The organism is Brachybacterium phenoliresistens, assembly GCF_000576425.1.
GTDB lineage: Bacteria > Actinomycetota > Actinomycetes > Actinomycetales > Dermabacteraceae > Brachybacterium > Brachybacterium phenoliresistens.
This window is the reverse complement of record NZ_KK070005.1, coordinates 18,928-38,606: the sequence shown is the minus strand read 5'-3', so window position 1 is coordinate 38,606 and position 19,679 is coordinate 18,928. Positions and strand designations below refer to the sequence as shown.

At 73.5% G+C, this 19,679-nt stretch carries 19 protein-coding genes; 14 read left to right on the top strand and 5 right to left on the bottom strand.

Features of this window, described 5'->3' with window-relative positions; translation table 11 throughout:
* Nucleotides 1–63: 63 nt before the first annotated feature.
* The 4 genes from BF93_RS16415 (at nt 64) to epsC (ending at nt 4,043) form a co-directional block, all read left to right on the top strand.
* The gene (locus BF93_RS16415) at nt 64–1,086 is read left to right on the top strand and encodes a LacI family DNA-binding transcriptional regulator (protein WP_051487108.1); all 1,023 of its coding nucleotides are present in this window, start codon (nt 64–66) and stop codon (nt 1,084–1,086) included.
* Nucleotides 1,087–1,095: 9 nt separating this feature from the next.
* Nucleotides 1,096–2,181 carry a tryptophan--tRNA ligase gene (gene trpS, locus BF93_RS16410; RefSeq protein ID WP_038374138.1) on the top strand — a complete coding sequence of 362 codons (1,086 nt, stop codon included), beginning with the start codon at nt 1,096–1,098 and terminating at the stop codon, nt 2,179–2,181.
* A 336-nt stretch (nt 2,182–2,517) separates the two neighbouring features.
* Entirely contained in the window at nt 2,518–3,447 is a 930-nt protein-coding gene (cysK, locus tag BF93_RS16405) for a cysteine synthase A (RefSeq protein WP_038374137.1), read from the top strand.
* A gap of 11 nt (nt 3,448–3,458) precedes the next feature.
* Nucleotides 3,459–4,043: a serine O-acetyltransferase EpsC gene (gene epsC, locus BF93_RS16400; RefSeq protein ID WP_051487107.1), complete on the top strand. Its 585-nt coding sequence runs from the start codon at nt 3,459–3,461 to the stop codon at nt 4,041–4,043.
* Here epsC and BF93_RS16395 read toward each other — a convergent pair.
* Together BF93_RS16395 and BF93_RS16390 are read right to left on the bottom strand one after the other, a co-directional pair.
* Entirely contained in the window at nt 4,034–4,825 is a 792-nt protein-coding gene (locus BF93_RS16395; RefSeq protein ID WP_232226474.1) for an SIR2 family NAD-dependent protein deacylase, read from the bottom strand. The two genes, epsC and BF93_RS16395, sit on opposite strands and share 10 nt — an antisense overlap.
* Nucleotides 4,822–5,661, bottom strand: coding sequence for an aldo/keto reductase (locus BF93_RS16390; RefSeq protein ID WP_038374134.1), 840 nt, complete (start codon nt 5,659–5,661; stop codon nt 4,822–4,824). The genes BF93_RS16395 and BF93_RS16390 overlap by 4 nt, the downstream gene beginning before the upstream one ends.
* A 210-nt stretch (nt 5,662–5,871) precedes the next feature.
* Between BF93_RS16390 and BF93_RS16385 the strand changes: the two genes are divergently transcribed.
* A complete protein-coding gene (locus BF93_RS16385; RefSeq protein WP_084148647.1) occupies nt 5,872–7,173 on the top strand; it encodes an arginine deiminase in 1,302 nt (433 codons plus the stop codon).
* Nucleotides 7,174–7,190: 17 nt separating this feature from the next.
* On the opposite strand, the gene BF93_RS16380 is transcribed toward BF93_RS16385, so the two are convergent.
* Complete coding sequence (locus BF93_RS16380; RefSeq protein ID WP_084148646.1) at nt 7,191–7,760, bottom strand: GNAT family N-acetyltransferase; 570 nt, start codon at nt 7,758–7,760, stop codon at nt 7,191–7,193.
* A 146-nt stretch (nt 7,761–7,906) separates the two neighbouring features.
* Here BF93_RS16380 and gcvT point away from each other — a divergent pair, with 146 nt between their 5' ends.
* The 5 genes from gcvT (at nt 7,907) to BF93_RS16355 (ending at nt 15,154) form a co-directional block, all read left to right on the top strand.
* Entirely contained in the window at nt 7,907–9,034 is a 1,128-nt protein-coding gene (gene gcvT, locus BF93_RS16375) for a glycine cleavage system aminomethyltransferase GcvT (RefSeq protein ID WP_038374133.1), read from the top strand.
* Nucleotides 9,035–9,067: 33 nt separating this feature from the next.
* A complete protein-coding gene (gene gcvH / locus BF93_RS16370) occupies nt 9,068–9,439 on the top strand; it encodes a glycine cleavage system protein GcvH (protein ID WP_038374131.1) in 372 nt (123 codons plus the stop codon).
* A 10-nt stretch (nt 9,440–9,449) separates the two neighbouring features.
* Nucleotides 9,450–12,443 (top strand): aminomethyl-transferring glycine dehydrogenase, encoded by a 2,994-nt coding sequence (gene gcvP / locus BF93_RS16365; RefSeq protein ID WP_038374130.1) that lies wholly within the window; start codon nt 9,450–9,452, stop codon nt 12,441–12,443.
* 201 nt (nt 12,444–12,644) lie between these two features.
* Nucleotides 12,645–13,859 (top strand): cobalamin-independent methionine synthase II family protein, encoded by a 1,215-nt coding sequence (locus BF93_RS16360; RefSeq protein WP_038374129.1) that lies wholly within the window; start codon nt 12,645–12,647, stop codon nt 13,857–13,859.
* Between the two features lie 170 nt (nt 13,860–14,029).
* Entirely contained in the window at nt 14,030–15,154 is a 1,125-nt protein-coding gene (locus BF93_RS16355; protein ID WP_332248923.1) for a glycosyltransferase family 4 protein, read from the top strand.
* Here the strand turns inward: BF93_RS16355 and BF93_RS16350 are convergent.
* Nucleotides 15,136–15,825, bottom strand: a complete 690-nt coding sequence (locus tag BF93_RS16350; protein ID WP_051487106.1) for a type 1 glutamine amidotransferase — start codon at nt 15,823–15,825, stop codon at nt 15,136–15,138. The two genes, BF93_RS16355 and BF93_RS16350, sit on opposite strands and share 19 nt — an antisense overlap.
* 149 nt (nt 15,826–15,974) lie before the next feature.
* Between BF93_RS16350 and BF93_RS16345 the strand changes: the two genes are divergently transcribed.
* Together BF93_RS16345 and BF93_RS16340 are read left to right on the top strand one after the other, a co-directional pair.
* A complete protein-coding gene (locus BF93_RS16345) occupies nt 15,975–16,724 on the top strand; it encodes a gamma-glutamyl-gamma-aminobutyrate hydrolase family protein (RefSeq protein ID WP_084148644.1) in 750 nt (249 codons plus the stop codon).
* Between the two features lie 29 nt (nt 16,725–16,753).
* Nucleotides 16,754–16,990: a hypothetical protein gene (locus tag BF93_RS16340; RefSeq protein WP_038374127.1), complete on the top strand. Its 237-nt coding sequence runs from the start codon at nt 16,754–16,756 to the stop codon at nt 16,988–16,990.
* 124 nt (nt 16,991–17,114) lie between these two features.
* On the opposite strand, the gene deoD is transcribed toward BF93_RS16340, so the two are convergent.
* The gene (deoD, locus tag BF93_RS16335) at nt 17,115–17,837 is read right to left on the bottom strand and encodes a purine-nucleoside phosphorylase (RefSeq protein WP_038374126.1); all 723 of its coding nucleotides are present in this window, start codon (nt 17,835–17,837) and stop codon (nt 17,115–17,117) included.
* Between the two features lie 61 nt (nt 17,838–17,898).
* On the opposite strand from deoD, the gene BF93_RS16330 reads away from it, so the two are divergent.
* Together BF93_RS16330 and BF93_RS16325 are read left to right on the top strand one after the other, a co-directional pair.
* Nucleotides 17,899–19,224, top strand: coding sequence for an MFS transporter (locus tag BF93_RS16330; protein ID WP_232226473.1), 1,326 nt, complete (start codon nt 17,899–17,901; stop codon nt 19,222–19,224).
* Nucleotides 19,225–19,281: 57 nt separating this feature from the next.
* Nucleotides 19,282–19,677 (top strand): hypothetical protein, encoded by a 396-nt coding sequence (locus BF93_RS16325; RefSeq protein WP_038374123.1) that lies wholly within the window; start codon nt 19,282–19,284, stop codon nt 19,675–19,677.
* Nucleotides 19,678–19,679 lie beyond the last annotated feature (2 nt).

The following is a 19,679-nucleotide window of genomic DNA, read 5'->3' as shown; positions in this document are numbered from 1 at the left end:
TGAGAAAGTTCTTGCAACGGTACTGTGACATGGCGGCGATGGCGTCGCCGAGAGGTGGACCAGGTGAAAGCACGACTGATCGACATCGCCCGCGAGTCCGGGGTGAGCGAGGCCACGGTCTCGCGCGTCCTGAACGAGCGTCCCGGTGTCAACGAGGAGACCCGTCGTGCCGTCCTGGAGGCCGCCCGACGGCTGGGCCGGCCCGTCGCGCTCGAGCAGGAGGACCTGCCCCGGACCATCGGCCTGCTGGTGCCCGATGTGGAGAACCCGATCTTCGCGGCCTGGATCGAGCGCCTGGAGGCCGAGCTGTTCGAGCGCGGGGTCTCCTCGCTGGTCGGGGTCCGGGCCCGCACCGTGGAGCGCGAGCGCGAGTACCTGCAGCGCTTCCTGCGCGCCGGGGCCACCGGCATGATCATCGTCTCCGGGCACCATGCCCAGCAGGACAGCCCGGTGGACCACTACCGCGAGGTGGCCGAGGCGGGGGTGCCGCTGGTGATGGTCAACGGGGAGCGCCACGACCTCGACGCCGCCTTCATCTCCTCCGACGACGCCCACGCGATCGCGCTGTCGCTGACCCACCTCGAGGAGCTGGGACACCGCGAGATCGGGCTGGCCGTGGGCGACGAGCACACCTGGCCCGTGCGCACGAAGGTGCAGGCCTTCGAGGCCGCCCGCGGCGCCGCGGGCGTGGACGCCCCGCCGATCGCCTACACCGACTTCTCCTACGCCGGGGGCTACGAGGCGGCGCGCGAGCTCGCCGCCGGCGGCGTCACCGCGATCGTCTGCGGGAGCGACGTGATGGCCGCCGGCGCCCTCGAGGGGCTGCGCTCGATCGACGTGCGCGTGCCCGAGGACGTCTCGGTGATCGGCTACGACGACGTCTCCTGGGCGGGGCTGACCACTCCGCCGCTGACCACCGTGCGCCAGAGCGTCTCGCTGATGGCCCGCTCGGCCGTGCGCACCGTCCTCGCCGCGGGGGAGGGCAGCCGCCGCCCGACCCGCACCGAGCTCGCCATCCGCCCGCAGCTGATCGTCCGCGGCTCGACGGGCGCGGCGCCGGGACGCGATCGCGGGGGCATCGCCTAGCATGGACCGGTGACCGACACCGCCGATACCGCCATCCCCACCAGCAGCTACGACACCGCGCTCCAGCGCAGCGACGCGATCTGGGCGAAGATCCAGGACGACCCCGCCGGCCTGCGCATGCTCACGGGGGACCGCCCCACGGGCGCGCTGCACATCGGCCACTACTTCGGCAGCCTGCGCAACCGGGTGCGGCTGCAGGAGGCCGGCGTCGAGAGCTGGGTGCTCGTGGCCGACTACCAGGTCATCACGGACCGCGAGGTCCTCGGGGACATCCGCGGCTCGGTGCGCGAGCTGCTGACGGACTACCTCGCCGTGGGCATCGACCCCGAGCGGGCGACCATCTTCACCCACTCCGCGGTGCCGGCCCTGAACCAGCTCATGCTGCCGTTCCTCTCGCTGGTCACCCAGCCCGAGCTCGAGCGCAACCCCACCGTGAAGGCGGAGCTCGCCGCGGCCGGCAAGTCCGCCATGGGCGGCCTCCTGCTCACCTACCCCGTCCACCAGGCGGCGGACATCCTCTTCTGCCACGGCAACCTGGTGCCGGTGGGCAAGGACCAGCTGCCCCACATCGAGCAGACCCGCGTGATCGCGCGCCGCTTCAACGAGCGCTACGCGGGCGGCGAGCAGATCTTCGCCGAGCCCGACGCCCTGCTCTCCGAGGCGCCGACGATCCTGGGCCTGGACGGCGCCGCCAAGATGAGCAAGTCCCTGGGCAACACGGTCATGCTCCGCATGAGCGAGGACGAGACCGCCAAGAAGATCAAGAAGGCGAAGACGGACGCCGACCGGCAGATCACCTACGACCCGGAGGGCCGTCCGGAGGTCGCGAACCTGCTGACGATCGCCTCGCAGTGCACCGGCCGCAGCCCCGAGGACATCGCCGAGGAGATCGGCGACAAGGGCGCCGGGACCCTCAAGGTCATGACCGCGGAGGTCCTCAACGAGCACCTCGCCCCGATCCGCGCCCGGCGCGCCGAGCTCGAGAAGGACCCGGGCGCCCTGTTCGAGATCCTCCGGGCGGGCAACGCCCGCGCCAACGAGGTCGCCGAGCAGACCCTCGCGCGGGTGCGCGAGGTCATGGGCATGATCTACTGACCAGCCGCCGCGGCCCGGCGGCCGCGGCCCACGCCGCCGGACCCGTGCCGGCCGACGCATCGCTGCTGCGCAAGCGGAGCGTCGGTCGGCACGCGTCGTCCGCGGCCGCGGGGTCGCCGGGAACGACGCCCCCGTATGACCGCGGATGAACTCCGACGTCGGCGGACGGCGGAGACGCGGCCCACCCACGAGAAGGTCGGCTTATACTGGAGCAAAGGCGCGCTATGCGGTCTGAGGTGTGCGGCCCCGGGGCCGGCCACCTGCGGGCTGCGCCGCGACGGGTCACGGGCCCGGCCCGGTCGCGTGCCGACCGATACCCCCGATCGAGGAGCTTCGATGCCCGTCTACAACAACGTCTCCGAGCTGGTGGGCCGCACCCCCCTGGTCAAGCTCAACAAGCTGGGCGACGACGTCCAGGCCACGATCCTGGCCAAGCTCGAGTTCTACAACCCCGCCAACTCGGTCAAGGACCGCATCGGCGTGGCCATGATCGACGCCGCGGAGGCCTCCGGCGAGCTCCAGCCCGGCGGCACCATCGTCGAGGCGACCAGCGGCAACACGGGCATCGCCCTGGCCATGATCGGCACCTCCCGCGGCTACAAGGTCATCCTCACCATGCCGGAGTCCATGTCCAAGGAGCGCCGCGCCCTGCTGCGCGCCTTCGGGGCGGAGCTCGTGCTCACCGAGGCGCCCAAGGGCATGAAGGGCGCCGTCGAGAAGGCCGCGGAGATCGCCGCGGAGACCGGCGCCGTCCAGGTCAAGCAGTTCGACAACCAGGCCAACCGCGAGATCCACTACGCCACCACCGGCCCGGAGATCTGGGAGGACACCGAGGGCCACGTCGACGCCCTGGTCGCCGGCATCGGCACCGGCGGCACCATCTCCGGCGCGGGCGCCTACCTGCGGGAGAAGAACGCTGACGTGAAGGTCTTCGCGGTCGAGCCCGAGGAGTCCGCGATCCTCAACGGCGGCGCCCCCGGCCCGCACAAGATCCAGGGCATCGGCGCGAACTTCGTGCCCTCGATCCTGGACCGCGAGATCTACGACGAGGTCTTCGACATCAACGCGGAGACCGCCATGGAGCGCGCCCGCGAGGTCGCCCGCACCGAGGGCCTGCTGGTGGGCATCTCCTCCGGCGCGGCGATCGAGGCGGCCGTGCGCGTCGGCTCGCGCCCCGAGTTCGCCGGCAAGACCATCGTCGTGGTCGTCCCCTCCTTCGGCGAGCGCTACCTCTCCACCCCGCTCTACGCCGAGTACCTCGACTGAGCGCTGACCGGATGAGCATCCTCGCCCGTGCTCTCGACGCCGCCGCGACCGTCCGCGAGGACATCGCGGCGGCGCGCCGTCGGGACCCCGCGGCCACCGGCGACCTCCAGGTCGTGCTGACCTCCCCGGGGCTCCACGCGATCTGGGCGCACCGGGCCGCGCACGCCCTGTGGCAGCGGCCCGCGGCGCGCCTGCCCGCGCTCGTGCTCGCGCAGGGGGTCCGCTCGATCACCGGCGTGGAGATCCATCCTGCCGCCCGGATCGGCCGGCGCTTCTTCATCGACCACGGCATGGGCGTCGTGATCGGGGAGACGGCGGAGATCGGCGACGACGTCATGCTCTACCACGGGGTCACCCTGGGCGGACGGTCGATGCAGCGCGTCAAGCGGCACCCGACCGTCGGCGACGGCGTCACCATCGGCGCCGGGGCGAGGGTGCTGGGCCCGGTCCTCATCGGGGAGCGCGCCCAGATCGGCGCGAACGCGGTCGTCGTCGGGGACGTCCCCGCGCAGGCCACCGCCGTCGGCGTCCCCGCACGGATCCGCGGCCACGCCGCGCACCCCGAGGACAACGTGGACCCGGCGATCTACATCTGAGCCGGGCGGCCCCCGCCGAAGGGATCCAGGAACGGGTTCGCCGCGACATCGCGGCGGGCCCGTTCCCAGTCCGGCAGGACCTCGTGCGCGTCCCCGCGCAGGACATGGTCGAAGCTGCCGCCGCGGGAGGCCTCGCGCGGAGGATCGATGTCCACCAGGACGGTCGTCGCCCCGGCCGCCCGGGCCCGCGGCGCCAGCTGCGCGGCCGGCATCACCACCCCGCTGGAGCCGACCACGACGAACAGATCCGCCGCGCGCGTCAGCGCGAGGGCCCGATCGATCGCGGCCGCGGGCAGCTGCTCGTCGAAGAGGACGACGTCCGGCCGGGTCGGCGCCCCGCACACCGGGCAGGCCGAGGGGGCGCCGTGGTCCTCGGCTCGGTCCCCCTCGCCGGGCACCAGGGGAGCGGACCAGGGGCACCGCGGGTCCAGGCAGACGGCGCGCCGGGCGCTGCCGTGCAGCTCCGCGACGTCCTCGCTGCCGGCCGCCTGATGCAGACCGTCCACGTTCTGGGTGATCACCTGCGCGCCCATCCGGGCGATCGCGAAATGCCCGGGGGTGGGGCCGTGGGCGGCGGCGACCCGCGCCATGTCCCCCCAGACCCGCCACAGCGCCGGGATCGATCCGGGCAGGGCGGAGGCGTGCATCGCCTCCTCGAGCTGCGGGTCCAGGGACCACAGGCCGTCCGGCCCCCGGAAGGTGCCCAGGCCCGTGCGGGCGCTGAGCCCCGCCCCCGACAGCACCACGATCCGGCGATGCTGCGGACCGGGCCGGAAGCTCACCACTCCTCGTGGACGCGCGAGTCCCAGGCCGCGTCCTCGCCCAGATCCACGGAGGTCAGCAGGGCGCGGTCCGCATCGTCCAGGGCGATGCCGTCGAGCTCGGCGTTGGAGCGCTGGCGCTCGGGGGTCGAGGACTTCGGGATCACGACGATGCCCCGGTCGATCGCCCAGCGCAGCGAGATCTGGGCGGTGCTCGCGCCGTGCTTGGCGGCGACGCGCTGCAGGGCGAACTGCTCGGGCAGGCCCTCGCGGCCGCCCAGCGGCCCCCAGGCCTCCGTGACGATGCCGTGCTCGGCGTGGAAGGCGACGGCCTCCTGACGGGGCAGGGCGGGGGAGAGCTGGATCTGGTTGATCGCGGGCCACTGCCCGGTCGCGTCGTAGAGCTCCTGCAGCTGCTCGGGGCGGAAGTTCGAGACGCCCGCGTGGCCGATCAGGCCCTCCTCGCGCAGGTCCAGCAGGGTGCGCCAGGTGTCCAGGGCCAGGCCGCGCGAGGGGTTGGGCCAGTGGATGAGGACGATGTCCGCCCGCTCCACGCCCAGCCGCCGCAGGGATTCGCGGACCCCGGCGCGGGCCGCCTCGCGCCCCTGGTCGCCGCCGGCGACCTTGGTCGTCACCAGGACCTCCTCGCGGTCCACGCCGCTGCGCCGCAGCGCCTCGCCGACGCAGGCCTCGTTGCCGTACTGCGCGGCCGTGTCCAGGAGGCGGTATCCGCTGCGCAGCGCGGCGGTGATCGCCTCGGCGCCCTCGACGCCGCGCAGCCCGCCGGTGCCGAAGCCGATCAGCGGGATGGGGGTCCCGTCGGGCAGGGTCGTGGTGGGGATGGACAGGGGCGACATGCGGACCTCCTGCGGTCGGCGAGCTCGGGCACCCCTGTCCTATCACGGCGGGCCGGTCCGATCATGGCGGGCCGGCTTGTTCACGGCGGGCTGGCCGTTCACGGCGGGCCGACCGTTCACGGCAGGCCGGCCCGTTCACGGCGGGGTCGGCCGATCCTGCCGCGGAGGGGCCTATGCTCGCGGGCACGTGCCGCTGCGAGGAGGACCCCGATGCCCACGACCGATGCCGCCGCCGACACCGCCGCCCGGGACGCCGCCGGGGCCGATGCCGCCGGGGCCGATGCCGCTCCCGGGATCCCCGACGAGGTCTCGCCGCTGCGCCGGGTGATCCTGCATCGGCCCGGTCCCGAGCTCGAGCGCCTGACGCCCGACAACCGCGACCGCTTCCTGTTCGACGAGCTGCTGTGGCTGGAGCGCGCCCGGGCCGAGCACGACGCCTTCGCGGCGCTGCTGCGCGGCGAGGGCGCCGAGGTGCTGCTGGTCCACGAGCTGCTCGAGGACCTGCTGGAGGATCCTCCGGTGCGCGCCGAGCTGCTCGGGAGGACCCTGGACCCGGCCGCGCTCGGCGACATCGCCGCCCAGGACCTCGCCGACGCCCTCGGCGCCCTGCCCTCGGCGGAGCTGGTCCGCGTGCTGATGGCGGGCGTGACCCGGTCCGAGCTCGAGGCGCTCGGCGTGCGGCCCCGCTCCATCCGGGTGCGGCGCACCGCCGGCGACGCGCTGCTGCTGGACCCGCTGCCCAACCACCTGTTCACGCGCGACGCCTCGATGTGGATCGGCCCGCATGCGGTGGTGCCCGGGATGCGGCGCACCGCCCGCCGGCGCGAGTCGCTGCACATGGAGATGATCTACCGTCACCACCCGCGGTTCGGCGGCGCGGGCCCGCAGCCGGTGATCCCCCTGGGCGGGGCGCCCTCGCCGCAGGCCACGGTCGAGGGCGGGGACGTGCTCGTCCTCGGCGGGGGGACGGTGGCGGTGGGGCTGTCCGAGCGGACCAGCGACGCGGGCGTGGAGCGGCTGGCCGGAGCGCTGCTGGCGCAGGGGGCGGCCGAGCGCGTGATCGCCCTGGCGCTGCCCCACCGACGCTCGATGATGCACCTGGACACGGTGATGACGATGGTCGACCACGAGTCGATGCTCCGCTACGGCCCGCTCGGGGGCCTCGAGACCTACGAGATCTCGCGCCGGCGCGGACGGCTGGTCACCCGGGCGCATCGGCCGGCGGAGATGGACGAGGTCCTGGCCCGGGGCCTCGGCGTGCCCTCGCTGAGGGTGCTCACCCCGCCGCTGGACAGCTACGCCTCCGCCCGCGAGCAGTGGGACGACGGCTGCAACGTGCTGGCCCTCGCCCCCGGTCGCGTGGTCGCCTACGAGCGGGTGACCGCGACCAACGACTACCTGCGCGGCCAGGGCGTCGAGGTGCTCGAGATCTCCGGCGGCGAGCTGGGCCGGGGGCGCGGCGGGCCGCGGTGCATGTCCTGCCCGGTGCGGCGCGGGGAGGACGCGGCCTGAGGATCCCGCCCGCCCGGTCAGAGCCGGCGCGGCGGGGCGCTGCGCATGGCCAGGGCGACGTCCTCCCGGGAGGGCAGGGGGTCGCGCAGCGAGCGCTCCAGCAGCAGCTGCTGGGTGCCGAACTCCTCCAGGCCCCGGCGCACCGTGAAGCCGAGCTTGCGCAGCAGGTTCAGGCTGCGCTTGTTGCGGGTCTGGGTGACGGCGATGACGAGATCGTCCTCGAGCTCGCCCTGCGCCCAGCTCAGCAGGGCATGGCAGGCCTCGGCCGCGAACCCCTGGCCCGTGTGCTCGGGCAGCAGGGCGTAGGACAGCTCCAGCTCTCCGCGGTCGTAGTCCAGCGAGATCGAGCCGAGCATCGCGTCGTCGTCGCCGCGGCAGACGACCCATCGGCCCCAGGACAGGCCCAGCGGCGAGAGCTCGAGCGCCTGCCGGGAGGCGTAGTCGATCGCGCCGCCGAGATACTCCCGGGTCACCGGATCGGTGAGCAGGCGGATCATCGCCTCGCGGTCCGGATCCGCAGGCTCGCGGATCAGAACACGGTCCCCCCGGATCCTGATCGGCCACTGCGTCGTACCTTCCCGATTCACCCCTTCACTGTACGGGATCGGGGGCGGCGCGGCGGGCGGTACAGTGTCCGCGAGGGTGCGCCGATGCTCCCTCGCGGCAGCCCGCGGCGACCGCGCCGTGCCCGTCCGGGCCCGTGCCCCGCCGCTCGCACGACCCAGGAGAGACGATGCCCGACCAGCCCCTGAACGCCACCGCGCTGTCCGCGATCCACGAGGGGCTCGGAGCCGCGTTCACGGACTTCGCGGGGTGGCAGATGCCCGTCCGATACACCTCCGACCTGGCCGAGCACCACGCCGTGCGCCGCAGCGCCGGCATCTTCGACCTCAGCCACATGGGCGAGATCCGCCTGCAGGGCCCCGAGGCGGGGCAGGCCCTGGACCACGCCCTCGCCGGGAAGCTGTCGGGGCTGTCCGTGGGGCGGGCGAAGTACTCCCTCATGCTCACCGAGGACGGCGGCGTCGTCGACGACGTCATCGTCTACCGCCTCGCGGAGGATTCCTACCTGGTGGTCGCCAACGCCGGCAACGCCCCCGAGGTCGCGCGCGAGCTGACCGAGCGCTCCCGCGACCACGACGTGCAGGTGCGCGACGAGTCCGCCGAGATCGCGCTGATCGCCGTGCAGGGCCCCGCGAGCGAGGGCATCGTCGTGACCGCCCTGGCCGATGCCGCCGTCGCCGGGATCTCCGCGCAAGATGTGGCCGCCCTGCGCTACTACCGGGTCCTGCAGGGCACCTACCAGGGGGCGGAGCTGCTGCTGGCCCGCACCGGATACACCGGGGAGGACGGCTTCGAGCTGTACGTCCCCGCCGCGCAGGCCGTGGACCTGTGGGAGCTGCTGACCGCCGCCGGGGGAGAGGACCTCGTCCCCTGCGGCCTCGCCTCCCGCGACACCCTGCGCCTGGAGGCGGGCATGCCGCTGTACGGCCACGAGCTGGGACGCGACATCCTCCCCGCGCAGGCGGGCCTCGGCCGGGTGGTGGCGCTTGCCGCCAAGGGGGACTTCGTGGGCCGCGCGGCGATCGAGGCCGCGGACCTCGAGGGCGCCCGGGTGCTGGTGGGTTTGGCCGCGGAGGGCCGTCGCGCCGGCCGCGCCGGCTCCGCCGTGAAGGACGCCGCCGGCGCCGTGATCGGCGAGGTCACCTCCGGCGCGCTCTCCCCGACCCTCGGCCATCCCGTCGCGATGGCCTTCATCGACCCCGATCATGCTGAACCCGGCACCGATCTGGTCATCGACGTGCGCGGCAAGGACCTTCCCGCCCGCGTCGTGCCCCTGCCGTTCTACACGCGAGACTGAACCCCGCATCCCGCCCCTGAGGAAGGACTCCCCATGACCACCGAACTCCGTTTCAGCAAGGACCACGAGTGGGTGCGCGTCGAGAGCGACGGCGTCGCCGTCATCGGCGTCACCGACTTCGCCGCCGGCCAGCTCGGCGACGTCGTCTACGTCGACCTGCCCGAGGAGGGCGACACCATCACCGCCGGCACCGAGATGGGCGAGATCGAGTCCACCAAGTCCGTCTCGGACCTGTTCTCCCCGATCACCGGCACCGTCACCGAGGTCAACCAGGCGGTCGTCGACGCCCCCGAGCTCGTGAACGCCTCCCCCTTCGAGGACGGCTGGCTGATCCGTGCGAGCTTCGAGGAGCTCCCCGAGGATCTCCTGACCCGCGAGCAGTACACCGAGCTCGTCGGCGAGTGACCCGGGCCCGATGACCACCGCATCCCAGAACACCGACCTCGGCCCCTTCGTCTCCCGGCACGTCGGCACCGACGACGCCGCCCAGCGGCGCATGCTCGACGTCCTCGGGCTGGACTCCCTCGACGCCCTGCTCGAGGCCGCGGTCCCCGGGACGATCCTCCTGGACCGACGCACCGACGACGCCCTCGGCGAGGGGGCGAGCGAGGCGGAGGTCCTCGCCGAGCTGCGGGAGCTCGCCGCCCGCAACACGGTGCGCACCCCGCTGCTGGGGGAGGGGTACTACGGCACCCACACCCCGCCGGTCATCCAGCGCAACGTGCTGGAGAACCCGGCCTGGTACACCGCCTACACCCCGTACCAGCCGGAGATCTCCCAGGGCCGCCTCGAGGCGCTGCTGAACTACCAGACGATGGTCGCCGACCTCACCGGCCTGCCGATCGCCAACTCGTCCATGCTCGACGAGGCGACCTCCGCCGCAGAGGCCATGCTCCTGGCGCGCCGGAAGACCCGCGCGAAGTCCGCCCGCTTCCTCGTGGACCAGGACGTCTTCACCGCGACCCTCGCCGTGGTGCGCGGCCGCGCCGAGGCGGTGGGCATCGAGCTCGTCGTCGCGGACCTCTCGGACCCGGAGACGGCCGATGCGGCGCTGGCCGACGGCGCCTTCGGCGCCCTGGTCCAGTACCCCTCCGCCTCCGGCCGGATCTGGGATCCGCGCGCGCTGTTCGAGAAGGTGCACGGCGCCGGCGGCCTCGCGATCGCGGCCACCGACCTGCTGGCCCTGACGCTGCTGACCTCCCCCGGGGAGCTGGGCGCGGACGTGGCCGTCGGCTCCTCGCAGCGCTTCGGTGTGCCGCTGGGCTTCGGCGGCCCCCACGCCGGGTTCATGAGCGTGCACAGCGGCCTCGAACGCCAGCTCCCGGGCCGCCTGGTGGGCGTCTCCCGCGATGCCGCCGGGGCGCCCGCGTACCGGCTGGCCCTGCAGACCCGCGAGCAGCACATCCGCCGCGAGAAGGCCACCAGCAACATCTGCACCGCGCAGGTGCTGCTGGCGGTGATGGCCTCGATGTACGCCGTGTACCACGGTCCGGAGGGCGTCACCGCGATCGCCCGGCAGGTCGCCGCCCGCACCGCGGACCTCGCCGCGCACCTGCGCGCCGAGGGGTTCGCGCTCACGCACGAGGCCTTCTTCGACACCCTGGTGGTCTCCGTCCCCGGCGCGGCCCGCGCCCTCGAGGAGACCTTCCACGAGGCGGGGTACCTGCTGCGCGTCCTGGACGAGGACCACGTGCGGGTGAGCCTGGACGAGACGGTCGACGCCGCGGCGCTCGACGCGATCGCGGCCCTGTTCGAGCAGCACTCCCCGCGCGAGCGCGTGGACGTGCCCGACACCGCCGACGAGTCGCCCGCGGGCGGCGAGGTCGGCGGGGCGTGGCCGCAGGCGCTGCGCCGCACCAGCACCTTCCTCCAGGACCCGGTCTTCACCTCCTTCCACAGCGAGACGGCGATGATGCGCTACCTGCGCCGCCTCGCCGACAAGGACTACGCCCTGGACCGCGGCATGATCCCGCTGGGCTCGTGCACCATGAAGCTCAACGCCGCCGTCGAGATGAGCGCCGTCACCTGGCCGGAGTTCTCCGGCCCGCACCCCTTCGCCCCGGAGGAGGACGTCGAGGGCTATCTCGAGCTCATCGACCAGCTCGAGCGGTGGCTCGCCGCGGTCACCGGCTACGACACCGTCTCCCTGCAGCCCAACGCCGGCAGCCAGGGCGAGCTCGCGGGGCTGCTCGCGATCACCGCCTACCACCGCTCCCGCGGCGAGGCCGACCGGACCGTGTGCCTGGTGCCCAGCAGCGCCCACGGCACCAACGCGGCCTCGGCCGTGCTGGCGGGCATGCGCGTGGTCGTGGTGGCCTCCGATGCGGAGGGCAACGTCGACCTCGACGACCTCAAGCAGAAGATCAAGGACCACGCCGAGGACCTCGCGGCGATCATGATCACCTACCCGTCCACGCACGGCGTGTACGAGGAGGAGATCCGCACCGTGTGCCAGCTGGTGCACGACGCGGGCGGGCAGGTCTACGTCGACGGGGCGAACCTCAACGCCCTGCTCGAGGTCGCGCGGCCCGGCGAGTTCGGCGGCGACGTCTCCCACCTGAACCTGCACAAGACCTTCTGCATCCCGCACGGCGGCGGCGGCCCGGGCGTGGGCCCGGTGGCGGCCAAGGCGCACCTGGCGCCGTTCCTGCCGGGGCACCCGCTGGCCCAGCGGGCCGAGCACGCGGTGCTGGCCCACGCCCCGGTGGTCCACGGCGGGGCGACCGTCTCGCAGGCGCCCTACGGCTCCCCGTCGATCCTGCCGATCCCCTGGGCGTACATCCGCCTGATGGGCGCGCAGGGCCTGCGCCACGCGACGGCCTCCGCGGTGCTCGCGGCGAACTACATCGCGAAGCGGCTCGAGGGGACCTTCGAGACCCTCTACCGCGGGCGCAGCGGCTTCGTCGCCCACGAGTGCATCCTGGATCTGCGTCCCTTCACCGCCCGCACCGGGATCACCGTCGACGACGTCGCCAAGCGGCTGATCGACTACGGCTTCCACGCCCCGACCATGTCCTTCCCCGTCGCGGGGACGCTCATGGTCGAGCCCACGGAGTCGGAGGACCTCGCCGAGCTCGAGCGGTTCGTCTCCGCGATGCTGATGATCGCCCAGGAGGCCGAGGAGGTCGTCGCGGGCACCTGGCCGAAGGACGACAACCCCCTGGTCGGCGCCCCGCACACGGCCGAGGCCGTCGTCTCCGGCACCTGGGACCATCCGTACTCGCGGGAGGTCGCCGTCTATCCCGGCGTCCACGCCGCGCGGTCCCTGGACCTCGGCACGTACCACATGACCGAGCAGATGCGGATCCAGGCGAAGTACTGGCCGCCCGTGCGACGCATCGACCAGGCCTACGGCGACCGCAACCTCGTGTGCACCTGCCCGCCCCTGGACGCCTACGACCAGGGCTGACCGGCGGCCCCGCGGCCCAAGGCGCACCGCGGCTCCGCCCTGCCGGCTCCCGGCTCCCGGTGACGGGATCCGGGAGCCGGCAGGGCGGCGGCCGGCGGCGGCCGGAGGCCCGGCGGGGGTCGGACGAGGGCCGGACGGGTCGATGAACGGGGATGACGCCCGGAGTCCGCACCCCGGGCCTCGCGCCGTAACCTCGAGGTCATGACCGAGATCCGCACCACGACCGCCGGCTCCCTTCCTCGCACCCCGGAGCTTCTGGCCGCCAACGCCGCCCGCTCCTTCGCCGAGGACGGCCTCACGCCGGTCCCCTCCGCCGAGTTCGACACCGCGCTCGCCGCCGCCGTCGACTCCGTCGTCGCCCGCCAGAAGGAGATCGGCATCTCCGTCCCGGGCGACGGCGAGTACGGCAAGGCCATGACCACGACGTACAACTACGGCGCCTGGTGGAGCTACATCTTCCACCGCACCGCGGGCCTCGAGCTCGTCGCGGAGGACACCTTCGTCTCCCAGCCGCCCACCGCCCGCAATGCCGAGGGCCTGACCCTCAGCGCCTTCGGGGAGCGGCGCGACCGCCAGCGGTTCCCCGACGTCTACGCGCACGACCCGGAGGTGAACACGGCGACCCCGAAGGAAGGGGCGCTGCAGTTCCCGGTCGCCTCCGGGGAGCTGAGCTACACCGGCGGCGCGCTGATCGCCTCGGACGTGGAGAACTTCTCCCGCTCCCTCCGCGATCACGGCTACGAGCAGGGCTTCCTCACCTCCCTCTCCCCGGGCTCGGGCGCCCGCATCCAGGATCGCCACTACGGCTCGGAGGACGCCTTCCTCGAGGCGTGGGCGACGGCTCTGCGCGAGGAGTACCGGGCCATCACCGATGCCGGGCTCGTGGTCCAGGTCGACGATCCCTCCATCGCGGAGAACTTCGACCAGATCGTCCCCGAGCCGAGCGTCGAGGACTACCTGCGCTTCACCGCCAAGCGCGTCGAGGCCCTCAACCATGCGCTCGAGGGCCTGCCGAAGGAGCTGCTGCGCTTCCACCTGTGCTGGGGCTCCTGGCACGGGCCTCACACCACCGACATCGAGTTCCGCCACCTGGTCGAGCTCATGCTGGACATCGACGTCACCTACTACTCCTTCGAGGGCGCCAACGCCCGCCACGAGCACGAGTACGTGGTGTGGGACGACGTGACGCTGCCCGAAGACAAGGTGATCGTCCCCGGCGTCGTCACCCATTCGACCAACGTCGTCGAGCACCCCGAGCTCGTCGCGCAGCGGATCCGCCGGTACACCCGGCGCGTCGGCGCCGAGCGGGTGATCGCCTCGACCGACTGCGGGCTGGGCGGCCGCGTCCACCCGGACATCGCCTGGGCGAAGCTGGAGTCCCTCGTCGCCGGCGCCGAGATCGCCGCCCGCCGCTGACGCCCCGACGGGATCGGCGCGCGCGAGCGCGACGCGGCTCCCCGAGGAGGGAGCCGCGTCGCAGCGGTCGCGATCGGCGCCCCGAAGAGTTCACCGAGGCGTCACGGACACGTCACGGCTCCAGCGCACCGATCTCATCGGGCAGGAGCAGGATCGTGGGCGTGAGGATCATGTTCGTGTCCGAATCGTTCCTGCCCCATATGAACGGCGTGACCAACTCGGTGCTGAAGGTCGTGGACGAGTTCGCCGCCCGCGGCGACGACCTGGCGATCATCGCCCCCCAGCAGCCGCGCGCCGAGAAGTTCCTGCGCACCGCCTGCGGACGCAAGATCCGGGTCCGGCGCATCACCTCCGTGCCGATGTTCGGCTACGGCGACGTGCGCATCGCGACCACCAGCGCAGGATCCCTGCGCCGGCGCATCCAGGACTTCCAGCCCGACGTCATCCACCTCGCCTCCCCGACGATCCTCGGCGGCCGCGCCATGATCGCCGCGCAGCAGCTGGGCGTGCCGACCGTCGCCGTCTACCAGACCGACATCCCCGGCTACACCGCGAAGTACGGCCTGCCCTTCCTCGAGGCGGCCAGCTGGCAGCTGCTGCGCGACGTGCACAACCGGGCCTCGCTGACCCTGGCGCCGTCGACGTTCACCCGGGACCAGCTCATCGAGCACGGGATCGAGCGGGTGGGCCTGTGGCGCCGCGGGGTGGACGCCTCCCTGTTCTCCCCGTCGCTGCGCAGCGAGGAGCTGCGCCGCTCCCTGGCGCAGCCGGGGGAGAGGATCGTGGTGTACGTCGGCCGCCTGGCGCCGGAGAAGCAGGTGGGGGATCTGCGGATCATCCATGACATGCCCGGGGTGCGGCTGGTCGTCGTGGGGGACGGCCCGGACCGGGAGTCCCTGCAGCGCGCCATGCCGCGGGCCCGCTTCGTCGGCTTCCGCTCGGGCCGGGACCTCGCCCGTCATCTCGCCAGCGCCGACCTCTTCATCCACCCCGGCGAGCTCGAGACGTTCTGCCAGACCATCCAGGAGGCCATGGCCTCGGGCCTGCCGGCGATCGCGCCGCGCCGCGGGGGACCCGTCGACCTCATCGCCCCGAGCCGCACCGGCTGGCTGTACACCCCGGGGATGCTCGACGAGCTCCGCGACCACGCCGCGGACCTGCTGTTCGACGACGCCAAGCGGGCGGCCTTCGCCAGCGCCGCCCTCGAGGCGGTGCGCCGGCGCACCTGGCCCGTCCTTGCCGAGCAGCTGCGCGGCTGCTACGAGCAGGCGATCCGTCAGCCCGTGCGGACCTGATCGGCGAAGGCGTCCAGCAGCGCCGTCCAGGCGGCGCGCACCGGGTCGTCGGCCGCGGGCAGGCAGGCGGTGGAGCCGACGGCCGCGCGCACCAGCGCCTCATCGGCCTCCGGATGGAACTGCAGGCCCCACAGGACCTCCTCGGTGCGGAACGCCTGCACGCCGCCGCGGGCGTCGGTGGCCAGCAGCGTCGAGGCCGGCGGCAGGGATCGGACGCCGTCCCCGGCGATGTCCATCCCCACGGGGTGCTCGGCCAGCGCCGACAGCAGCGGGTCCGCCCGGCCGGCGTCGGTGAGCGTCAGCTCGGTCAGGCGCAGCAGCTTCCCGGCGTCCCGCGCCCGGGCCGGCCCGATCCTCCCCTCGAGGGCGAGCGCCAGCAGCTGGGCGCCGAGGCCGATGCCGAGGGTGGGCAGGTTCCGCCCGCGGGCCGTGCGCAGCAGCGCGCGCACCGCCCGCAGGTGCGGGACCCGCGAGTCGTCGTGCGCGTGCAGCGCCCCGCCGAGGACCACCAGGCCTTCCATCCGTCGCAGGTCGGTGGGCACCTGATCGCCGCGGTGCGGCTGGACGAGGTGCATCTGCAGCCCGGCGCGCTCGAGCGCCGGGACGAGCTGCCCGGGCCCGTAGGTCGGGTCGAGCTGGATGACGAGGGCATCGGAGGAATGTGCGCTCATGGGCACGTTCCTACCAGAGAGGCGGCCGGACCGCGTCATATTCGGCCACACAGGTCGACCCCGCGCGCCCCGGGCGCGTGCAATGGACCTCGTCGCACCTGCGGCGCGTCCCCGCCCGGGGGCGCAGGCTCCTCGCGGAAAGGAACGTCATGGCCCGGCTCAGCACCCGCCGCCCGCTCATCGGCATCACCGCAGGAACCACCCGCATGATGTCCGGCGCCTGGGCGGGCCACGACGCCGTCACCCTCACCGAGCACTACGTGCGGGCCCTGCGCGAGGCCGGTGCCCGCGTCGTGATCCTCTCCCCGCAGGACCTGTGGACCGAGGAGGAGCTCGCCGAGCTCGACGGCCTCGTCCTCTCCGGGGGCCGCGACCTGGACCCGTCGCTGTACGGGGCCGATCCCCGGGAGACGGACCTGGCGCCCGATCCGGAGCGCGACGCCTTCGAGGCGGGGCTGTACGCCCTCGCCCGCCGCGCCGGCGTGCCGGTGCTCGGCATCTGCCGCGGCCTGCAGATCATCGCCGCCGCGGAGGGCGGCACCCTGCACCAGCACCTCCCCGAGGACGTCGAGGCCTACCCGACCACCGGCCTGGAGCCCACCGAGGTCGACGTCGAGCTGAGCGCTGCCAGCGATCTGGCGCTCGCGCTGGGCACCCGGGCCCGCGTCACCGCCTACCACCACCAGGCCGTCCGCGAGGTGCCGCCGGCGCTGCGCGCGGTGGGCTCCCACGCCGGCTCCGGCGTGGTGCTGGCTCTCGAGGCCGTGGCGGGCAGCCCCGTCCTCGCGGTGCAGTGGCACCCGGAGCTGGGCGAGGCCGGGGCGGGACTGTTCGATCACTTCGTGGCCACGGCGCGGGCCGCGTCGGCCGCGGGCACCGTCCGCGCTGGCGTACGATAGGCACCATCTGCGCCGTCCCGGGAGGAAGCATGACCACTGAGCAGCACACCGCCACCGCGAGCACGCGGGAGTCGCACGTGACCAGCGAGGGCAACAGCCTCGTCAGCTCCGTCGCGCTCACCACGATCCTGTTCGTGCTGTTCGTCGCGGGCCTGTACGTGATGAGCCTCTACACCGTGGGCTGGTACCTGTTCCTGGTGGGCCTGGCGATGTGCCTGGTCTCGCTGTTCATCACCTTCACGGCGATCCCCAAGTACATGGTCTGAGCGGCCCCGCCGCTCCCGCACGAGGGCCCCGGATCCGCGGATCCGGGGCCCTCGTCGTGCCCGGGCCGGCGCCCCCGCCGGCTCTGCCGGCCCGGCCGGCCCTGCCCCGGCGGGCGCCGCCGCGTCAGCGGGAGCGGTTCTCGAGCCGCTCGATCGTGTCGAGGGCGAGCACGATCATGTCCTCGAAGGTCTCCTGGCGCTCCTGGGCGGAGGTCTCCTCCCCGGTGAGGAGGTGGTCCGAGACGGTGCACACCGCCAGCGCCCGGCGGGAGAACTGCGCGGCCAGCGTGTACAGCGCCGCCGCCTCCATCTCCACGCCCAGCACGCCGTACTGCGCGAGCGTCCCGGTGATGCTCGCATCGGGGTTGTAGAAGTGGTCGGAGGAGAACAGGCCCCCCGCCACCACGGGCAGCATCCCCTGGTCGGCGACCTCCGCGGCGATGCGGGCGAGCTCGAAGTCGGCGGCCGGGGCGTAGGTCACGTCCCCGAAGCGGGACCGGTTCATGGCGGAGTCGGTCGAGGCGGAGGTCCCCAGGATCACGTCGCGCACCGAGACGCGGTCGGAGATCGCCCCGCACGTCCCGACGCGGATGATCGCCTGCACGTCGTAGTCCTGGAACAGCTCGTGGGCGTAGATCCCCATCGAGGGCTGGCCCATGCCCGAGCCCTGCGCGGTGATCCGCACGCCGTGATAGGTGCCGGTGAATCCGAGCATCCCGCGGATGTCGGTGATCTGGACGGGATCCTCGAGGAAGGTCTCGGCGATCCAGCGGGCGCGATAGGGGTCTCCGGGCATGAGGACATAGGGAGCGATCTGGTCGGGCGCTGCACCGATGTGTGTCGACATGCGCCCAGAGTACGGGCCGGACGCGCTGGCGGCGGGAGGCCCGCGGTGAAAGGATTCCGTGGTGTCCCCGAGCCCGCGCGCCTCCGCGCTCCCCGTCGCCCTCGATGCCCGCCGCGCCCGCTGGGCCGTCTCGCTGCTGTTCCTGCTCAACGGCGCGTCCTTCAGCGCGATCCTGCCGCGGTACCCGGAGATCGTGCAGTCCATCGGCCTGAGCAACACGGCCTTCGGCCTCGCGGTCGGCATCGGTCCCGTCGGCGGGCTGATCGCCGGTCTGCTCGCGGCGCGGCTCATGGCGCGGTTCGGCTCGGCGCGGGTCGCGGTGGTCTTCCAGGTCGTCGCCAGCACCACCCATCTGCTGATCTACATCTCGGGCTCCTGGCTGTGGCTGGCCGGGGCGCTGCTGCTGGCCAGCGCGGCCGACGCCCTCACCGACATCTGCATGAACGCCCACGGCATGCGGGTCGAGCGGCGGTACCGGCGCTCGATCATCAACAGCTACCACGGCTGGTGGTCGCTCGGCGCGGTGGGCGGCGGTCTGCTGGGCGGCCTCGCCGCGCAGCTCGCCCTGCCGCTGTGGCTGCAGGGCCTGCTGGGCCTGGTGGTCTTCGGAGCCGCCGCGGCATGGGCGTACCGCGGGATGCTGACCGGTCCCGACGGCACCGAGCGGGAGGCGCCCGAGCGCGAGCACGCGGCCCGCGGCGAGGTCCACGGCGCTGGCCCGGCCCCCGCGGCCGCCGGGGAGGTCCCCGCGGTCCTCGCCCCGTCCACCGGGCGCAGCATCCGGGGGATCGCCCTGCGCCCCCTGGGGCTCGTCCTCGCCCTGGGCATGGTGCTCGTCTTCGCCGGCTCCACCGAGGATGCCGGCGGGACCTGGGGCGCCCTGTTCATGCAGTCGACCTTCGATGCGGTGCCCTTCGTCGCCGGTCTCGCGTTCGTCGCGCTGCAGGGCACCCAGACCGTGGGCCGCTTCCTCGGCGATGCGATCGTCGACCGGCTCGGCGACCGCACCACCGCCCGGCTCGGGGCCTTGATCGCCGCGGTCGGGATGAGCCTCGCGCTGATCCTGCCGCACCCGGTGACCGCGATCATCGGCTTCGCCGCCGCCGGCTGGGGCGTGGCGACGCTGTTCCCCGCCGCCTACCGCGGGGCCGACGACATGCCGGGACTGCCGCCCGGGGTCGGCATCACCGTGGTCGGGTGGCTGGCCCGGCTGGGCTTCTTCCTCACCCCGCCGCTGGTGGGTGCTCTGGCCGATGCCCTCACCCTGCGCTACGCCCTGTGGCTGGTGCCGATCTATGCGGTCGGCATCCTCGTCTTCTCCGGGGCCCTGGCCCCGCGCCGCACCCCCGGCGCCCCGCATCGGCCCGGGGAGGCGGCGCGGTCGTAAGGGTTCCGTAAGGACCCCGTCAGCGCTCGTTCCGCGTCCGATGGGGAGCATGGGGGCATGAACACCGCATCCCGCATCCGCACCCGTCCCACGACCCTCCTGCGCACCGGCGCCGCGCTCCTCGGCGCCGCCGCCGCCCTCGGCCTCGCCGCCTGCGGCTCCACCGGCGGCGCCGGGGAGCAGGACCCCTCCGAGGAGATGACCGAGGAGCAGATGACCGAGCAGCCGATGTCCTCCGACGGCGGCGGGGACATGATGGAGGAGCCGATGACCTCCGACGGCGGCGGGGACATGATGGAGGAGCCGATGACCTCCGACGGCGGAGGAGAGATGATGGAGGAGGACATGGGCTCCGAGGAGGGCATGTCCGGGGACTCCGGCACGGAGGACTCCATGACCGAGGGCTCCATGACCGAGGACGAGGACATGACCGGCACGGACGGCGGGGAGTGACC

Bases quoted from the DNA above. Each gene is read 5' to 3' on its own strand.
- BF93_RS16325 (WP_038374123.1), top strand. From the start codon at position 19,282: ATGAACACCGCATCCCGCATCCGCACCCGTCCCACGACCCTCCTGCGC.
- gcvT (WP_038374133.1), top strand. From the start codon at position 7,907: ATGCCCGACCAGCCCCTGAACGCCACCGCGCTGTCCGCGATCCACGAG.
- BF93_RS16360 (WP_038374129.1), top strand. From the start codon at position 12,645: ATGACCGAGATCCGCACCACGACCGCCGGCTCCCTTCCTCGCACCCCG.
- epsC (WP_051487107.1), top strand. From the start codon at position 3,459: ATGAGCATCCTCGCCCGTGCTCTCGACGCCGCCGCGACCGTCCGCGAG.
- cysK (WP_038374137.1), top strand. From the start codon at position 2,518: ATGCCCGTCTACAACAACGTCTCCGAGCTGGTGGGCCGCACCCCCCTG.
- gcvP (WP_038374130.1), top strand. From the start codon at position 9,450: ATGACCACCGCATCCCAGAACACCGACCTCGGCCCCTTCGTCTCCCGG.
- BF93_RS16385 (WP_084148647.1), top strand. From the start codon at position 5,872: ATGCCCACGACCGATGCCGCCGCCGACACCGCCGCCCGGGACGCCGCC.
- gcvH (WP_038374131.1), top strand. From the start codon at position 9,068: ATGACCACCGAACTCCGTTTCAGCAAGGACCACGAGTGGGTGCGCGTC.
- deoD (WP_038374126.1), bottom strand. From the start codon at position 17,837: ATGTCGACACACATCGGTGCAGCGCCCGACCAGATCGCTCCCTATGTC.
- BF93_RS16345 (WP_084148644.1), top strand. From the start codon at position 15,975: ATGGCCCGGCTCAGCACCCGCCGCCCGCTCATCGGCATCACCGCAGGA.
- BF93_RS16350 (WP_051487106.1), bottom strand. From the start codon at position 15,825: ATGAGCGCACATTCCTCCGATGCCCTCGTCATCCAGCTCGACCCGACC.
- BF93_RS16390 (WP_038374134.1), bottom strand. From the start codon at position 5,661: ATGTCGCCCCTGTCCATCCCCACCACGACCCTGCCCGACGGGACCCCC.
- BF93_RS16355 (WP_332248923.1), top strand. From the start codon at position 14,030: ATGTTCGTGTCCGAATCGTTCCTGCCCCATATGAACGGCGTGACCAAC.
- BF93_RS16340 (WP_038374127.1), top strand. From the start codon at position 16,754: ATGACCACTGAGCAGCACACCGCCACCGCGAGCACGCGGGAGTCGCAC.